Origin of the sequence: Paractinoplanes polyasparticus (assembly GCF_019710575.1) — a bacterium.
GTDB lineage: Bacteria > Actinomycetota > Actinomycetes > Mycobacteriales > Micromonosporaceae > Actinoplanes > Actinoplanes polyasparticus.
The window spans coordinates 251,854-269,042 of the sequence record NZ_JAHWFK010000001.1 but is presented as its reverse complement, the minus strand read 5'-3'; the positions used below and the strand labels follow the sequence as shown (position 1 = coordinate 269,042).

General features: G+C 68.9%; 13 protein-coding genes. 6 read left to right on the top strand and 7 right to left on the bottom strand.

Going from position 1 to position 17,189, the window contains the following annotated elements:
* Positions 1-151 precede the first annotated feature (151 nt).
* A complete protein-coding gene (locus KXC43_RS01275) occupies positions 152-652 on the bottom strand; it encodes a DUF6220 domain-containing protein (protein ID WP_221373981.1) in 501 nt (166 codons plus the stop codon).
* Positions 652-1,641 carry a carboxymuconolactone decarboxylase family protein gene (locus KXC43_RS01270; protein WP_221373980.1) on the bottom strand — a complete coding sequence of 330 codons (990 nt, stop codon included), beginning with the start codon at positions 1,639-1,641 and terminating at the stop codon, positions 652-654. The genes KXC43_RS01275 and KXC43_RS01270 overlap by 1 nt, the downstream gene beginning before the upstream one ends.
* 145 nt (positions 1,642-1,786) lie before the next feature.
* Between KXC43_RS01270 and KXC43_RS01265 the strand changes: the two genes are divergently transcribed.
* Both KXC43_RS01265 and KXC43_RS01260 read left to right on the top strand, forming a co-directional pair.
* Positions 1,787-2,917, top strand: coding sequence for a sensor histidine kinase (locus KXC43_RS01265; protein WP_221373979.1), 1,131 nt, complete (start codon positions 1,787-1,789; stop codon positions 2,915-2,917).
* Between the two features lie 265 nt (positions 2,918-3,182).
* Positions 3,183-3,845, top strand: a complete 663-nt coding sequence (locus tag KXC43_RS01260) for a response regulator (RefSeq protein ID WP_221373978.1) — start codon at positions 3,183-3,185, stop codon at positions 3,843-3,845.
* Position 3,846: 1 nt separating this feature from the next.
* On the opposite strand, the gene KXC43_RS01255 is transcribed toward KXC43_RS01260, so the two are convergent.
* Positions 3,847-4,122 (bottom strand): hypothetical protein, encoded by a 276-nt coding sequence (locus KXC43_RS01255; protein ID WP_221373977.1) that lies wholly within the window; start codon positions 4,120-4,122, stop codon positions 3,847-3,849.
* A 288-nt stretch (positions 4,123-4,410) separates the two neighbouring features.
* Between KXC43_RS01255 and KXC43_RS01250 the strand changes: the two genes are divergently transcribed.
* The gene (locus KXC43_RS01250) at positions 4,411-5,817 is read left to right on the top strand and encodes an acyltransferase family protein (RefSeq protein ID WP_221373976.1); all 1,407 of its coding nucleotides are present in this window, start codon (positions 4,411-4,413) and stop codon (positions 5,815-5,817) included.
* Positions 5,818-5,881: 64 nt separating this feature from the next.
* Here the strand turns inward: KXC43_RS01250 and KXC43_RS01245 are convergent, their stop codons facing one another.
* Positions 5,882-7,303 carry a lysyl oxidase family protein gene (locus tag KXC43_RS01245; protein ID WP_308128917.1) on the bottom strand — a complete coding sequence of 474 codons (1,422 nt, stop codon included), beginning with the start codon at positions 7,301-7,303 and terminating at the stop codon, positions 5,882-5,884.
* A gap of 265 nt (positions 7,304-7,568) precedes the next feature.
* Here KXC43_RS01245 and KXC43_RS01240 point away from each other — a divergent pair, with 265 nt between their 5' ends.
* Positions 7,569-7,697, top strand: a complete 129-nt coding sequence (locus KXC43_RS01240) for a ricin-type beta-trefoil lectin domain protein (protein WP_221373974.1) — start codon at positions 7,569-7,571, stop codon at positions 7,695-7,697.
* Positions 7,698-7,768: 71 nt separating this feature from the next.
* Here the strand turns inward: KXC43_RS01240 and KXC43_RS01235 are convergent, their stop codons facing one another.
* Positions 7,769-8,854, bottom strand: a complete 1,086-nt coding sequence (locus KXC43_RS01235) for a hypothetical protein (RefSeq protein WP_308128916.1) — start codon at positions 8,852-8,854, stop codon at positions 7,769-7,771.
* Positions 8,855-8,958: 104 nt separating this feature from the next.
* Here KXC43_RS01235 and KXC43_RS01230 point away from each other — a divergent pair, with 104 nt between their 5' ends.
* A complete protein-coding gene (locus tag KXC43_RS01230) occupies positions 8,959-10,023 on the top strand; it encodes a LacI family DNA-binding transcriptional regulator (protein WP_221373973.1) in 1,065 nt (354 codons plus the stop codon).
* Positions 10,024-10,484: 461 nt separating this feature from the next.
* Here KXC43_RS01230 and KXC43_RS01225 read toward each other — a convergent pair whose 3' ends face one another.
* Both KXC43_RS01225 and KXC43_RS01220 read right to left on the bottom strand, forming a co-directional pair.
* A complete protein-coding gene (locus KXC43_RS01225; RefSeq protein ID WP_221373972.1) occupies positions 10,485-11,975 on the bottom strand; it encodes an ATP-binding protein in 1,491 nt (496 codons plus the stop codon).
* A complete protein-coding gene (locus tag KXC43_RS01220; RefSeq protein WP_221373971.1) occupies positions 11,975-16,312 on the bottom strand; it encodes a hypothetical protein in 4,338 nt (1,445 codons plus the stop codon). The genes KXC43_RS01225 and KXC43_RS01220 overlap by 1 nt, the downstream gene beginning before the upstream one ends.
* Here KXC43_RS01220 and KXC43_RS01215 point away from each other — a divergent pair.
* Positions 16,292-17,188 (top strand): hypothetical protein, encoded by an 897-nt coding sequence (locus KXC43_RS01215; RefSeq protein WP_221373970.1) that lies wholly within the window; start codon positions 16,292-16,294, stop codon positions 17,186-17,188. The two genes, KXC43_RS01220 and KXC43_RS01215, sit on opposite strands and share 21 nt — an antisense overlap.
* The last annotated feature ends 1 nt before the right edge of the window (position 17,189 follow it).

The window sequence follows — 17,189 nt, the reverse complement described above, 5'->3', positions numbered from 1 at the left end:
GGGTCGACTGGCGGACCCGCCGAATGCGTCCTCGGAGACGCCGGCGCCCAAGCCGTCCAGCCCGGTGCGAGGAACGTCATACCGATCGTCGACCGGCGCTTTCTGGCGGCCGCGATGACCGCATGGACGGGGCCGGCGGCGGTGTGGGTTGTCATGTCGCCCCACGCCGCCCAGTCGCGCGGAATGACGCGGGTCGGGATGCGCCGGGTGACGCGGGTTCGGAGGTGCCGGTCGGCGGCTCCGAGGGGTCGGCCGCGGCGAGGCGGCCGGCGTCGCGGACCACGCGGACGACCACGTGGACGGCGATGATGCCGTTGACGGCGTGCAGGGCGCCGAAGATCAGGCTGACCACCGTGCTGCGGCCCGACTCGTCGGCGAACGCGTCCGGCAGGGCGGCCAGCAGCGCCTGCAGCAGGTTCAGGCCGAGCGGCAGGATCGCCAGGCCGACCAGCCGGCCGGGCGCCTTGGCCAGCACGGCGAACAGCGTGGTCAGCAGCGTCAGCGCCGGGATGACGGCCATGCCGGTGATGCGGTGCAACGCGTACGCGCTGTCGCCCGACGGTTCGGTGAAGGCGCCGACCGCCGCGAACACGAACTGGAAGGCGAAGACGATCAGGGTGACGGTGCTGACGACGACGAACGCTCGGCGCATCACGGCCGCCGGAGCGGGTCGAGGGCTCGGGCCACGTGGTCGGTGGCCGTGATGGCGCCGTACGCCACCAGTCGTACGAGGTCGGCGTCGGCGGGGTGGGAGAGGCGCCACAGCGCGACGTCGCCGGGGCTGATCGCGGCCGGGGCGAACGCGGCCAGCAGGCCGATGCGGGCGCCCACCCGGTCGCGGCCCGGTAGTTCGCGCACCAGGTCGGTCGCCCACTCGGTGGGCCGGTTCGGGTGCCGGCCGTCCTCCCAGGTCACGGTGGCCGTGATGGTCTCGCGGGCGGCGTCGCTCAACAGGTCGCCGCCCTGCCCGGCGGCCGACCGGAGCGCCGCGTAGGCCACCCCGACCGTGCTGTCCCCGGCCCACGCGGGCGCCGCGCCGCCGGTCTCCAGCAGCGCCAGGCTCCGGCCGGGTTCCTTCGGTTCCCGTACGATCCGGGCGTAGAACCGCCCCCCGGCCGACCGCACCGCCGGGAATCGCTGCAGTCCGCCGGGCAGCAGATCTGGCGCCAGCAGGGCCGACACGACCCGGTTGATGAAGTGGAAGGCGAGCAGCGTCCCGGTGAGCTCGGGGCAGTACGGGCTCGTCCACCTCGTGGCGCGGGGGTGCCGGCTGTCCGCCGCCCAGCCGGCGAGCGTCGCCTGCCGGGGCCGGGGTGGTGGGTCGCCCCGCGCGATCACCTCGGCCAGTCCGTGCTCGCCGAGCGCGTGCAGCAGCGTCACGTGGGCGTCGACGCAGAACCGGCAGCGGTTCGCGCGGGACACCACCGACGCCACCAGTTCCCGTTCGACCCGGGAGGCGCCGCCGGCGAGCAACGCCTCGCGCATCAGCGCCCAGGTCGCCGCGAGGATCGGCGGATCGGCCGAGAGGGCCTGGAAGGTGGGCAACGGTCCGAGGAAGTCCTCCCGCAGCTGGCGGTAGACCTCTGCCGTGCGGCCGGTCACGGCCCTGGACATCGACGGGGTGAAGAAGCGGTATGTCATGGGATTCGATGCTCGGCCGGGCCGGCCGGGAAAGCGTCCTGCCGCAGTAGACACTTGGGGTGGGCCGGATACCGCGCCGGTGGTATGCCGCATCTACCGCATCGGTGGGACGCCTCGCACGGGCCGGCCGTCCTAGAGTGCGAACGTGCGCCCCGATCTGCCGTACATCCTCGGCGGCGTCGTGCTCGGCGGTTTCCTGCTGGGCAACGCCGCGCTCGCACCGGACGCCGATCCGGTGCGAGCGGCCGACGTCGCCCTCGTCCTGGCCATGGCGGCGGCGCTGGCCGTGTGCCGGCGTTTCCCCGTGCCCGCGTTGCTCGTGGTGGCCGCGACCATGCTCACCCTGCACGTGCGCGTGCACGCCGGCGTGTCCGCCGCCTTCGCCGTCCTCGGCACTGTCTACATCGCTGCGTGGCGGGGCCATCGGGCGGCCGCCGCGCTGACCAGCCTCGTGTTTCTCGGGGGCTTTCTGGCGTACGACGTCTCGACCGTCCCCGACGGCCGGCCGGCCCAGCAGACCGTGGAACGCACCACGCTGCTGCTGGGCTGGTTCGTGGCGGCCAACGTGGCCGGGCTGGTCGCGCGGCAACGTCGGGCCTACCTGGAGCAGGTCGAGCAGCGGGCGGCCGACGCCGAACGCACGCGCGAGGAGGTGGCGCTGCGCCGGGCGGGCGAGGAACGCCTGCGCATCGCCCGGGACCTGCACGACTCGCTGACCCACAGCATCTCGGTGATCAAGGTGCAGGCCGGGATCGCCGTGCACCTGGCGCGCAAGCGCGGCGAGGAGCCGCCGGCCGCGCTGCTGGCGATCCAGGAGGCAGGCGGCGCCGCGATGCGCGAGCTGCGCGAGACCTTGGAGGTGCTGCGGGCGCCGTCCGAGCTGGGCCGGGCCGGGCTGGAGCGGGTGGCCGAACTGGCCGAGCGCACCCGGGCAGCCGGCGTTCCCGTGCAGCTGACCGTCACCGGCGGTCCCGCGGACCTGCCGGCCGAGGTGGATCAGGCCGGCTATCGCGTCGTGCAGGAGGCGCTCACCAACATCGCCCGCCACGCCGGGGAGGCCAGTGCCGAGGTGCACGTCGACTACACGCCCGCCCGGTTGACCGTCTCGGTGGTCGACGACGGCCGGGCCGCGGCCGACCGCCCGGTGACGCCGGGCGTGGGGCTGCGCGGCATGCGGGAACGGGTCACCGGTCTGGGCGGCACCCTTCAGGCGGACCGTCGCGACGGCGGCGGCTTCGCGGTCCGGGCGACCTTCCCGCTGGACGGCACGGCATGACCAGGTTTCCCCGCGGGAGACGCGGGACGGCGCGGGGTGCCCGTGTTGTCGGGCGGGGGGACGCGGGACGGCGCGGGGTGCCCGTGTTGTCGGGCGGGGGGACGCGGGACGGCGCGGGGTGCCCGTGTTGTCGTGCGGGGGGAGACGCGGGACGGCGTGGAGTGCCCGTGATGCAGGGCGCGGGAGATGCGGCACGGCGCGCCGTGATCGGGGTTCGGCTCGCAGAAGGCGTTGGTGTCGGGTGGGAGACGTGGGGCGGTGCGGTGTGATCCGGGTGTTGCTCGCGGATGATCAGGCGCTGATGCGGGCCGGGTTCCGGGCGCTGCTCGAGGCTGAGGATGACCTGGAGGTGGTCGGCGAGGCCTCCGACGGAGCGGGCGCGGTGCGAATCGCTCGGGAGTTGAAGCCCGACGTGGTGCTGATGGACGTGCAGATGCCGGGGCTCGACGGCATCGAGGCCACCGGGCGCATCGCCGCCGACCCGGGGCTGGGCGGTGTGCGGGTGCTCATGCTCACCAACTACGGGCTCGACGAGTACGTCTTCGCCGCCCTGCGTGCGGGGGCCAGCGGCTTCCTGCTGAAGGACGCCGACCCGGCCGACCTGCTTCAGGCCGTGGCCGTCGTGGCCCGCGGCGACGCGCTGCTCGCCCCGGCGGTGACCCGGACGCTGATCAGCGAGTTCGCCAGCAGCCGGCCACCGGATCAGCCGACCGCGGGGCGGGAGGTGCTGACCGCCCGCGAGCAGGAGGTCGCCGGGCTGGTGGCCCGCGGCCTGAGCAACGACGAGATCGCGGACCGGATGGTGATCAGCCCGCTGACCGCGAAGACGCACGTCAACCGGGCGATGACCAAGCTGCACTGCCGCGACCGGGCGCAACTGGTGGTCTGGGCCTACGAGTCGGGGCTGGTGACTCCCCGCCGCCGCTGAGTCAGGCGACCAGGGCCCAGCGGTCGCGGCGGTGGCCGGGACGGGCGGCGTACAGCTCCTCGACCAGGCGGCGGGCCCAGCGCATGCGAGGGGCCGCGATCTCGGGATGGTCGCCGTACTCGCCGGCGACGTCGGCGGCGCAACCCCGGACTCCTTGGTGGTTACGCACGGCTATGCGGATGGCGTCGTCAACCGCCTCGAACGAAGGGCGGCTGCCGGTGGCCAGGTGGCTCGTGAACAGGGCTTCGGCGCGGGCGGCGGTCAGAAATGTCTTCATCGTTGAATCCTCCTCAACCATAGGACCGGGCGGCCGTCGGTAACTCATCGCTCAAGTTAGCCCTGGGGTACGACAAGTTTTAGGCCGCAGCCGCGAAGTCACCCCTGTTTCACTCAGCGTGACCAGGTGCGGCGTGCATCGAGAGATCGGGAAACACGCCACCGGACGGGCACACCGACCTGACCGGACGGACGGCTGTCGTACGGCGTTCGATGGTTTACGCGCAGGTCGTCGCCATGATCGTGTACGAGAGCTGTGTGTTCACGACCCGCTGGCGGAGGCCCAACCATGACTGCAACACCTGTCGCGGGCGTGCCCACGGCTGAGGCCTCACCGGTCGCCAAGCCCCCGCGCAACCGCTACATCGACACTCTGCGTGCCCTCGCCATCGTGCGCGTCGTCGTCTACCACGCGTTCGGCTGGGCCTGGCTGACCTACGTGCTGCCCGCCATGGGCGTCATGTTCGCCATCGCCGGTTCGCTGATGGCCGCGTCGCTGGCCAAGTCGGGCGCGCGCAAGGCGGTGTGGTCGCGCATCCGCCGCCTGCTGCCCGCCCTGTGGACGTTCGCCGCGGTGGCGCTGCCGATCATGTTCTGGCACGGGTGGTCGGCGAGCGACCCCGACCACCCGCTGCACAAGCTCAACCTGCTCTTCTGGCTGTTCCCGCTGGAGGACCCGCCGGGCAGCTCGTGGGGTGAGCCGTTCTGGGAGGTGCTCTGGTACCTCCGGGCGTACCTGATCTTCGTGCTGGTCTCGCCGATCCTGTACTTCGCCTACAAGAAGCTGGGCTGGGTCGTGGTGGCGCTGCCCGTGGCCGCGCTCGCCGCGTTGCACCTGACCGGTTTCCGCCTGCCCGACCCGATCGACGGCATCATGTGGGACTTCGTCACGTACGCCGCGTGCTGGATCGCCGGTTTCGCCCATCGCGACGGCCGCCTGCACCGGCTGCCGGTCGCCGTCTGGGCCGCGCTGACCGCGGTGATCGGCGGCATCGGCCTGTACTGGCTGTTCACGCACCCGACGGCGTGGGGCTTCGACCTCAACGAGGAGCCCATCGCCCGTACGCTGTGGTCGCTGGCCTTCGTCCTGGTCGTGCTGCGCTTCCGCCCGGCGCTGGCCGTGCTCGACAAGGTCAGCTTCAAGTGGCTGGCCGAGTCGGTGCGGGTCATCAACGCCCGGGCCATCACGATCTACCTCTGGCACTTCCCGCTGATCACGGTGGGCGCCGCCGTGCTCGAGCACTACGAGGTGCCGTGGGCGACGTTCCAGTACATCGTCTGGATGTTGGTGCTCGAGACGGCGCTCGTGCTGGTCGCGGTGCTGCTGTTCGGCTGGGTCGAGGACGTGTCGGCCAAGCGCAAGGCCTCGCTGTGGCCGGCCGCGATGCCGGCCCTGGCGGGTGCGGGCGGGCCGGTCACGCCGGCACAGGCTGGTCCGGGTGAGCCGGCCAGGCCGGCGGTGACACCGGCGCAGGCGGGTGCGAGTGGGGTGGGCACACCGCCCACGGCGGTCGCGGCTTCCCCGCGTACGCCGGAATCCCCGGCCGTCGGCAACGCGGTGAGCCCCGGCTACGGCAGCGGCGTGAGCGTCGACTTCCAGGGCGGCACCAAGCCGCCCTCCGGAACCGTCTACGGAAGCCGCGCCAGCGGCGTGGCCCGCGTGCCCGGCTCCGAGCCGGAGAACCGGCCCCGCTGACGAGCACGGTCGCCGCCCGCACTTCCTTGTGCGAGCGGCGATCGGGCGCGGGTGGCGGCGTGGGTCAGCCCTTGATGCCGTTGACCGGGGGCACCGAGAGCGTGCGCTTCTTGGCGGTGCCGCCGAGCACGATCTTGCGCAGCGACGTGTTGTTGGTCGCGCTCGACTCGCTCAGCTTGCCGGCCGGGTTCGCCTTGACCTCGATGTAGTACGTGCCGTTGGGCAGGCCGGTGATGTCGAACGACTGACCCGGGCGGTCCTGGGTGTAGGTGTCGCCGTTACCGATGTCGAGCACCTCACGGACGCCGACCGAGTCCTTCTCCCCGCACGACGTCTCGAGGTCGGTGTTCAGCGGGCGCCACTTGGCCAGCGGGATCGTGTAGTCGACCTGGTCGGTGTTGGCCAGGCAGAACGCCTCCTTGCCGCTGCGCACCGCGAGCTTCTTGTCCGCGCGGAGCAGGTTGTACTGCGCAAAGTCGGTGAAGTGCCAGTGCTCGTGCCCGGCCCGCGCGTCCCACTCCATCGTCCCGGCCGGCACGGCGCCGACCTGGTTGCCCTGAGCGTCGAAGAAGTACTGGTACGCGTCCATCAGACCCGCCCCGCTGCGGCGGAACCCGTCGACCAGCAGCGGTGAGGTGCCCGCGTTCCAGACCGTCGCGCCGAAGTTGACGTGCCACTTGTTCTTGGCGCCCGGCGTGATGGAGATGCCCCACGCGGGCAGCGAACGCAGGTCGGGCTTCGGGCCGGTGGCCGGCGCCTTCGCCGCGGCCGGCCGCTTGGCCGCGACCCGGTACTCGGGCCGGTAGTCCGACACCTGCGGGCCGTGGTGGTCGTGGTCGCCGGCCAGCGCCTTCTCGCCGTACTCACCCTTCTTGACCGTCAGGTTGAGCGACACCGACGCGTCCTTGGTGGCGATGTCGAACGCCTTCCGGTACGCCTCGTTGACCGTGACGCCGACCGTGTACTTGCCGACCGGCAGATCGAACGGCTTGCCGGTCGGGGGAGCGTCCTCGGTCGAGGCGGCCCAGCCGGCCTGGATGCCCCACACCGACCCGAGCGTGAACGGGTTCTCCCCGCCGCAATTCATCGGGTACGGCGTCTGTGCCGGCGCCTCGGGCCGGGTACGGACGGAGTCGTACGTGTTGGGGCAGAAGTTGGTCGTGTAGAGCCGGATCACCTTGCCCTTGGCGTCCTTGACGGTGACGGTCGAGAAGCGCTTGAGCCCGGACATGTCGGTGACCGTCCCGGCCGGCAGGCGCTTGTTGCCCTTCTTGCTGATCACGTCGGCCACGATCGGGTCCGCGTACGACTTGCGCTTCGCCCGCACCTCGATCGCCTCCTGGCCGGCGACGACGTTGAGGCCGAGGTCGAGGCTCACGGCGTACTGGTTGCCGGCGTCGTACCGCTCGGCCGTGATGTTCTTGCCGGCCGCCATGAGCCGCGCCCCGGGCGGCGTCGCGGCGGCGTCCGCCACCTGAATTCCCACAATTGCCAGCGTCGCCGGCATCACGCCCGCCAGCGCGGCCAGTCCCCATCTCCGAGCCCGACTCACAACCGTTCCCCCCATAGTCCGCGCGAAATCACGTGCGCCTATGAGATCGGTTGACCTGTGAGGTAACTGTGAGCCGGAGCGCGATGTCCGTCGAATTGGCGATCCACTGTCGGGAAGCCGACCGTCCGCACCCGGCCCGGCCGGTGAGAGCGGACCGACAGCGGATCGAGACCCGATCCCCGGAACCGCCCGGTACGAATTGAAGAATCCCGCGACCGGCAAATGCCTCGCCGTTCCGGAAGAGGCGCACGAGGGCGGGGAACAGCTCTACGTCATGGCGTGCAACAAGAACCTGAAGAGCCAGCGCTGGCGGTTCCCGGTCGAGTGACCGCCGGCTCAGTGGGCCGTCCCGCCGTTCTTGGCGACGATGACCGGGGCGCCGCCTCGGCATCGTCCGGCCTACCGCTTACGCACGCGACTTCTCAGTGCCAGAACCGCGGCGAGCGCGACCCCGAGCAGGCCGGCCGCCCCGGCCACGACGGCGATGTAGTTGAACGGAGGCTGTTCGGGGGCGGAGACAGCCGTGGCCCGGGGGAGTGAGGCGTCCGGCGACGGCGAGGCGTCCGGCGACGGAGCGGCGGCCGACGGAGCGGCGGGGCGGCCGGGCAGGGGGTAGCGGAGGATCACCGGGCGGGCGCCGGCCTGTTCGCCGGAGGATTCCGAGACGGTCAGCAGGGAGCGACCGTCGGCGCTGTAGGTGAGGGATTCGCCCTGGGGCTCGTCGGGCAGGGGGATCCGGCGCGGGGTGGTGGAGGTCAGGGCTTTCACGACGTCGTTGCCGGGAACGTCGAACTCGAAGGCGTCGGCGTAGGTGCGCAGGGCTACGTGGCGGCCGTCGGGCGATGAGGCGGCGCCGGTGATGTAGGCGCGGCCGAGGAACGAGAACGGGTTGCTGGTGGTGGACGGCGGCAGGTCGACGGCGCCGGCCCTGGTCAGCGGGGTCGCGTTCCTGCGGCTCAGTGGGCTTGCCGGTGTGTAGAGGCCGGCGGCTCCGGCGTTCTTGGTCACGATGACGGGCGTGCCGTCGGGGGCGGCGAGCAGCGCCTCGGCGTCGTGCGGGCCGTCGGGGTAGGTCAGCCGGTACAGGATCGGGCTCCTGGCGCCGGGTGCGAGTTTCCACAGCGCGACAGTGGTGCGGCTGCTTCCGTTGTCGCCGATGTCGCCGATCCACAGCGTCCCGTCGGCGGCACGGGCCAGGTCCTCGGTGTCACGCGGACGCGACGGGTAGGACACGGCGCGGGTGACGCGGCACCGGCTGTCCAGGAAGAAGATCTTCCGGTGGGAGGCCTGATCGACGCCGTCGTTGACCACGACGTAGCCGCCGCCCGCGGCCACCATGCCGGAGAGCTCGTCGAGCCGCTTGTCGCCGATGGCGCACACCGTCGCGGGCGCAACTCGTCCGGCGAGAGCGCTGCCGGCCGCGAGCGCGGGAGCCGGGAAGGTCAGGGCGACGGCCGTGAGGGCGCTGACGAGTGGAATACGCACGACCCACTATGACGGGGACCAACCACCCCGTGGTCCGGCAGGGTGCGATAGCCGGTTGTCCGGAGGGCTGTCTTAGTGGGGAATACGGATTTAACATCCTCGACATGGGCCGCCCGACTATCTACGACGTGGCGCGCGAGGCGGGAGTTGCCGCCTCGACGGTGTCGCGGGCCTATGCGCGTCCGGGGCGGGTCAACGCGGACACCGCGCAGCGAATCTTCGCGGCGGCCGATCGGCTGGGCTATCGCACGGCCACCGCGGGGCAGCCGCCCGCGGGCACGGTGCGGAACGCGATCGCGCTGGTCGTCGCGGACGTGACGAATCCTTTCTACGGCGACATCATCAAGGGCGCGTACGAGGCGGCGCGCGAGGCCGGATACCAGCTGATCCTGTCGCACACCAACGAGTCGCCCCGGGTGGAGCGGCAGACCATCGAGCAGGAGCTGGCCCAGGTCGACGGGGTGGTGATCGCCAGTTCGCGGATGACCGACTCGGCGCTGCGGATGGTCGCCAAGCAGAAGGCCGTGGTGCTGCTCAACCGGATCATCCCGGAGGCCAACTGCGTGCTCAACGACGCCGAGCGCGGCATCCGTCGGGCCGTCGAGCATCTCGCGTCGCTGGGGCACGAGAAGATCACGTACGTGGCGGGGCCGGAGACCAGTTGGTCGGACGGTGTGCGGTGGCGGTCGTTGCGTCAGGCCGCGGCCGACCTCGGGCTGGAGGCGCGCCGGCTGGGGCCGTACGAGCCGACTGTGCTCGCCGGTCTCAGCGCCGCTCTGCGGGTCGCCGAATCCGACTCGACCGCCGTCCAGGCCTACAACGACCAGCTCGCCATCGGCATCATGAAGGGCCTCAGCCGGCTCGGCGTGGTCGTCCCCGAGCAGGTCAGCGTGGTCGGATTCGACAACATCATCTTTGACGAGCTGGTCGAGCCGCAGCTCACCACGATCGCTTCGCCGCTGTACCGGATGGGCTTCACCGGCATGCAGAACTGCATCGCGGTGGCGCAGGGGGCGAAACCGAGTGGGCGCCCGCTCGTGCTGCCCGTGCGACTGGTCGTACGCGGATCGACCGCTCTGGCCGCGGGCCGCCAGGTCGCGCTCAGACGGCGACTGCCAGGAACCCCGACCGAGGTTCCAGGCAGCCGCGAACGGGCGGTGGGGAGTTAGAGGATCCGCTTGAAGGCGTTCCAGCCCTGGCCGATGGCCTTCGGTGTCTGCTCGTGCGGTTTGCCCTCGTTGCGGATGATCGGCTTGAATCTGCATCTCTTGGTTCAGCGTCGGGAACGACCTTCGTTCCCGGATCGGACTGCGCCGATATCGTGCCGCCTCGTGGTCACCCCCATCGACACGACGGTGAGCGAAGCGTCGACGACATCCGCCGCATCACCACGACTTCGAGGACCTCGCGGTCCGCGAGCGGTTTGTACTCGCCGACGCCGCGCTTGCCGACATCCCGCTCGGCCTGCTCGACCCTCACCACCGGCCCGGGTTCGATTTCGCCGATTCGGTCGCCGGGTCAGGCCACAATCCTCGGCTCGCCATTGCCGTGCAGCGTCGTGGTCACCAGGCTTCTGTATGGCTCGCGCAGGTTGCGATGCAGACGGCCGGCAACCCTTCGAGCGCCCCGATCAGATGACCGCGCCGATAGTGGATACGGAACGCAAGTGGCCCAGCCGGCGGAGGGTGGTCACGATCGCGGTGACTGCCATCTGGGCATGTAGCCGAAGTTCGCCTGGGATCGGACGAATGTGCATCACCTCGTTGCGTGCTCGAATGACTGCCTCGCTGCGGCGTTGCCAGGCGCCCTTCGTTTCGCCGAGGATCGCCTCGAAAAGGTCCCATCGCACCACGATGATCTGGAAAAGGTCGTTCGGGTTCAGGTAGTCGATGGTGTCCAGCGAGCAGTCGACGACGGGTCCGTATCGACCTTGCCGGGATCGGGCGTCACTGATGATTTTACTGAAGGAAGCCGGCAGCAGGCCGAGACTGTCGCCATCTGGGGCGGCCTCTGAAAGGACCGATCGGATGAGCCGCCGCAAGCCCACTTCGCAGTCGAGCCACAGGCTGCGGAAGTCGCGGCCATCGGCGATCGACAGCAGATAACGGCCAAATTCGGGAGAGAAAGGTATCAGCGACTGGTCACCCGCCTCGACGACGAGACCGTAGCGGATCAGCGCGAGAGCGTCGTCGATGGAGACGTCGAGGCCGATACCGTCAACGACCTGGTAGAGCTTGTCGACACCCGAGCCACCTAGGTCAGCATCGATGATCCGGATGAGGCGAGCGAAGAAGTCGGCGTACGCAGAGCGCACATTCCGGTACGCCAAGTCGATCTCGCCCGAGCTTTCCACCAGCTCGTAGCAGAGAAGCTCCAGGAGGTACGGGTGACGACCGGCCACGCTCGTGATCCACTCGGTGTGCTGCTCCAGGTCGACTCCCACCTCGCCAGCCCGCCGCAGCATCGCATCTTGTTCGCCGGGCTCGAACAACTTGGTGTACGTGCGGACGGCCAACACCTGGTCGAGACAGGACCCGTTGGTCGAGCCGAGCTCCAGCGTCTTGACACGCTGACGGGAGACAGTGACGAGACCGGTCGACGACCAATCCTCGGTGCACAGGTCACGCAGTAACTGGAAATGCGCCGTCTGAATCCCCGCCAGGTTGATTCGATCAAACTCGTCGAGGACGATCAGCACCTTCAGGCCGCGTTGGTGGATGGTGCTGAACAGCTTGATGAACTGGCTCATGATGCCGTACCAACTGGACTCGGCCTCGAGTGCATCCAGGGTGACGGTAAGCCCGGCAAGGTCGCGCGCCGGCAGGCTGTCGAGCGCCTCCACGGTGGCGCGTCCGATCAGCCGGAAGACGTCCTCAATTCGTCCGACCTTGCCGATCCCGACCAGCACCACGACGAGATCTCGCCGGACCGCCGGGATGTCGATCAGACTGCGGTAGATCAGGCTGGTCTTGCCGGTCCGATGGTTGCCGATGATCGACATGTTCGACGGCCGATCGCCCTCGACGATACCGCGTACCCGGGCGACCAAGTCCTCGCGCCCGACGAAGCGGTCGCCTCGAGCCGGCTGGCCCACACTCTGGTAGGCGTTGCCGCTGGTCATCAGGCCACCCGCCGGCGGAGCCAGTCGTGGTAGAGGCGTACCAGGATCCGATAGGTGCCCGCTTCCTGGACGACAACCTCACGCGCCTCGAGGTCTTTGAGGATCGAGACCACGTTCGGTACGGAACACCTCCGTTCCACGTCTTCGATCGTCGCCCGGCCGTCGTTGGCCGCGACCGCTACCGCGGTGAGAACTTCGCGGACCGCCTCCGTCGCGATCGCTGTGGTGGAGGGCTCGCCGCTGGTCTCCAGGTTGTCGAAGTCGCCCGGCCCGAAGTCGTTGAGCAGCCACTCCCGGACGAGTTCGACATCGGCCTCAGTCACCAGCGGCGCCTTCGAGCTGTTCATATGTTCCACTAACTGATAGCAGAACCGCTGGATGTAGAAGGGGTTGCCACCGGTGAGACTCAGGATCTGCTCCTGCGCTCGCTCCCGGTACCGTGACTCGCCGTCGGGACCGCCGATCCGGATCGGTCGATCCATCAGCTCTAGGGCGTACCGTGGTTCGAGGTAGTTGACCCGGCGTTTGTCAAACACGCCGAACTCGTTGGCGTACTTGTCGATAAACGACTGCATGGCGTCGAGGCCAACCACCACAAGGTGGAACAACCGCTGCTCCAGGACCGCCTTGAGCGCCTGAACGAAGGTGGACGAGACTCGCCCCTCGGCGATCCAGGTTGCGATGAACTGGAACTCGTCCATCAGCACGATGAATGCACGATCACGCCACTCGCTACGGCGTGCGGCCTCGGCGTTGAAGCGCTCGAACACAGTGATGAAGTCGCCGACTGGGACTCTGCTCGCGAGGAATTCTTCCCGGGGCAGGTCAGCTGGCAGGAATTCGATTGGATCGCCCAGGGCGGCGGACCGTTGCCGAACGACGGCGTCGGCCTTGGCAAGAATCGTCCACAGCAGGATCTGCAGGGTGGCATTGGCCTCGCCGACACTGACCGGCGCCAGTTGTCCGATGTTCGCGACGTCGACTACCAGGAATCGGTCACTCTTCTCGAGCCGGCGGGACAAGTGCAGACGGATCGATGACTTACCAGCTCGCTTCTGTCCGTAGATCGCGACGCCGGCGCCGGGCCCGGTCGCGTCCACCAGCAGCGCCTCAATCTGATCGACGAGTTCCTCGCGTCCGAAGAACATATCCGGGTCGGTGACGGTGCGGCCGGCCGCACCGTCCTTGAACGGGTTGGGGCTGATCTTGGTGAAGTCGGCCTCGGACATCAGGCGTACGGCGAGCGTCGCACTGATCTGCCCCTTTTCGTTGGTGCGGGTGCGGTAGGTGACGTCGATCGGCAGGCTGAAGGCGCCCGATGCGACCAGTTCCTTGCTCAGCTCCACCTGGATCGACGATATCTTGGCGTCGCCGCCGCGCACGGTCGGTACGGATTTCACCACATCGAGTACCTTGATCCCATCGGCGGCGGCGGCGAGGTTCACGACCAACTCGGGCGACTCCACGGGCGCGCAACTGGGCTCGTTGTAGAGCTTCACCTGCACGGTGATCCGGTTGTGCAAGTCCGGGGTGTACTCGACGAGCGCGAGCGAGAGCGTCGGGTCGGGTTCACGGTCGGCGTAGAGCCGCTCCAACGTCCGATCCACCTGGGCCAAGGTGCGGGAGGCGATCGGCAACAAGTTCCTGACGGCCAGTCGGGTCGGTGCCGCCTTCACCTGTTCGGCGAAGTCCCTCATAGCGCCTTGCACCTGCAGATAGCGGAATTCGCGTTCCTCGAAACCGGGCTCCTTGAGCCCGTACTGCAGCAGCCGGAAGTTCGTCTGCAGCTTTCGGCACGCCTCTCGGTCTACCGCCAGCGCGACCGTCCGCTCGCTGTGCAGGTTGTCCAACACCGTGAAGGCGCGATCAAGACTGACCTCGCCGACTTCCAGGCCGTGCAGGAGCCGCAACTGCTGTTCGATCTCGTCACGATCGGACTGCCGACGCAGGCCTGCCTCTCGCCACGCCTCGATCACCCGTTCGGTCGTAACATCCGGGGACCGGAGATCCAGGAACTCGGCCAAGTGCCGACGGGCAGCTCGGGCCAGCGAAGGGACGTGCTCGATCGCACGAATGGCCGATTCGGAGGCGAATCTGGTCCGGGCCGCGAGCTCGTCGACCGCCTCGAACAGTTGCTGAACACTGTGCTCGGGAACATCCCGGAGGTCGTCGGCGAGGGCGACGCCCACCTCGGCCGCCGACAGACTGGTGTTGCCGCCCCGGTCGTGGGACACCGTGAGCGACTCCGGGCTGTCGAAGATTGACCGAAGGTAGCGTTGCAGCGCGTTCCAATACTCCTGCATGGTCGGTTGCCTGAGCTGGTCGGCCAATGCCAGAGCCTCGAAGTAGATCTCCCGGGCCACCTCGGTATTGGTCGACAGCATGGTGTCGCCGAGCGCGGTGAGCCCGCGTAACAGTAGGTCGAAGAAGGCCTGGGCGTTACGCTCAGCGCTCTCGGACCCGCCACCGTCAACGGTAGAGACCTCGAGCTCGATCTTCGCGGCGGAGATGTACGCGTCGTACCTTTCCCGGCTTCGCTTGTTGCGTGCCTCCTGGGCTCGGGTCCGGAGGTAGCGGATGTCGTTCGCGGCAAACTTGCGCTGCTGCCTGATGCCGTCCGCGGCCTCAGCGAAGTTGTCCAGGATGTACTGACCGAAGTCGGAGATCGCCTCGAACCTGATGTCGGACAGCCGGCGGACCAGCAAGTCCAGGTCTGCTGTACTGCCGCCCTCGCGCATCTGCCGGATCTTGTCGACGATTTCCAACGCCTGCGCGTCCTCCTTGCTGCGCAGCTCCTCGATCACCTCTTCTGCCTGGCCCAGGTCGCCCGGTTGGTCCCGGCGCATCAGAGCGATGGCGTATGTGCGGCGGGCCGATGCCTCCGACGGCGCGACCCGCAACAGCTCCTCGGCGTATGGCGTGGCGTCCTGCGACAGGCTGAGCTTGGCCTGGCAGATCCGTCGCAACACTACCTTGCGCTGCCCAGCCTCCAGATGTCCGGCGAGCATTGGTTCCAGCAGCCGTAACGCGTCCTCGTACCGCTGGGAACCCATGTAGAAGTCGATGAGGATCTGATCTAGGGAGGCACTCGGCGGCAACCGATCCGCGAACTCTTCCTCGATCACCCGTAGCGCGGCCTCCGGCCCATCGACCCTACGGGTCAGCCACGCCAGGTCCTTGATCGCGCTCTCCGCGTTGATGTTCTTTCGGATCGCGTCCCGGTACGCCCTTTTCGCCCGCTCCAAGTCCTTGGCCCGGTGCTCGAGATACTTGGCCTGGTCGTACTCGTTCCGCTCCGCCCGTCGCTGTGGAGTTGCCGGCTTGGCCGGCGGTGGTACCGGCCGCTGCCGGGGTGGTGCCGGCAACATCCGCGGCGTCATGCTCTTCAGCACGATCTGGGCCGGCATGTCCAGCGGGGGCAGAGTCGGCATCGGGGGGACGGCCGCTTCGGGGCCTTCCGTCAGCATCCTCGCGGCACGGGCCGCGAGTTCCAGATCACCCGCACTGCTGGCTAGGCTGTGGCACGCCTCAAGCACCGAACGTCGCACCTCGGGCGTGGCCTCGGCCTCCGGGCGGATCAGGTGGAGCAGACGAGTCGCGCCCAGCCGTTCGGACAACGCCAGCAACGCCCACCATGCGTCCGGGTCCTCCTGCGGCGTCGTGTCGTCGACATAGCGGATCAGCCCCTGCTGGGCGATGTCCACCCGGTTGGCGCGAAGCGCCGCGATCGCCGTGTCGAGCCACCAATAGGGCGCGACATCCGGGACGATGAGCGCCGCGCTCAGATAGCGGTCGCTGGCGATCTGCAGGTGGCTGGCCATGTAGTGCAGGTAGCCGGCCAGCCGGAAGGCCGAGCTCGAATGGGGCTCGCCGACCAGGATCTGGTCCATCTCGGTAGCCATGCTGGCGCACCGGCCGAAGCGCGGGTCGAGCTCCTTCACCCTTACGGCGTACTCGAACTGCTGCCGGACGCGGTCCAGCGCGGCCTTGTGGCTACGCAGGTTGAACAGTTTGTCGTTGGCATACGCGACGAAATCCGGCGCGGACAATGGGCGTTGCATGATGATTGTCGTTGCGCCCGACGGCACGATCAGGCGCGGAATGACCGGAGGCGCCTCCGGCGTGGGCGCGGCCGGTTCGGCCGGGGAAGGCACCGCGGGAGCGGGTGGGGCCGGTTCCGCCGCGGTGGCCTTCTGCGGCTGGCCGGTGGTCACGGTGATGATGCTGGCCAACGCGACCGCGTGCTTGGCCCCGGTGCCCTGCTCCTCCACGACGAGATGGCTCATGCTCAGCGTGGCCAGCGTGCCAGCGATCTGGTGGCCGGTGTTCTGGTGCACGTAAACGAAGTCGCCGACCTTAGCAACCGCCTGAACAAGGTCGAGATCCACCTTTGTCCTCATCGTTTTCGAGAGCGAATTACCGGCATGAGCATGAGCATGAGCGCCGCCCGGACGGCGTTCGGAAATCCGAGGTTACGCGTATGCCAGGGCCTCGGCCATCGCCGAACGGGCGATTCGATTCCGTCAATCGGACGCCCATCGGTCGCTGTGGACTCGCGAACGATTCAACCGATTGTGATGATCGATGACGAGGCTTACCGTATGTCGATGAAGTCGGCCGACTTGTCCTTGATCATTTCAGCGGTTGCGTTGTTGATCTCGGTGGGTGGCGTGGCAGTGGCGATCTGGCAGGCTCGCATTGCCCGGCACATGGCGGAGATTTCCGGCCGAGCGGCCGATGCGAGCTCCGCCCAGGCCATCGCCGCTACCCAGCAGGCAAACCTGCTGAGACGCCAGCTTTCCGCTGAGGCCGACGACCGCTCTCTGCGCGACGCCCCGGAATTCTCTGTTGAGTTCGCCGGTGAAGGCGAGTGGGGAACCTGGCGGACAGACCGCCGTGACGGCCGCCGATTCGCCGCGATCTCGCGGCAGAACAACCCGTCGGTCCACGACTGGGTGAAGCAGCGCCAGCTGATTCTCGGGCACCGACGCGGTCCCGAGGTCCGCACCTCGATCGCCGTCGACGGTCGGCAACCGCCGGACGCCGAACTGCTCGACCCTGGCCCGTTCGACATGGTCGAGGGTGCCAGTCGGCGGATTTCGGTCTTCACGGCGCACGTGCTCGAGGGTGCGGAGTTGACCGTGGTGGTCACCAGCGAGGAGTTGTCCGGGCAGGGCCGTCGCTGGGTCAGCCGTCGCGTATTGGCACTGTGAC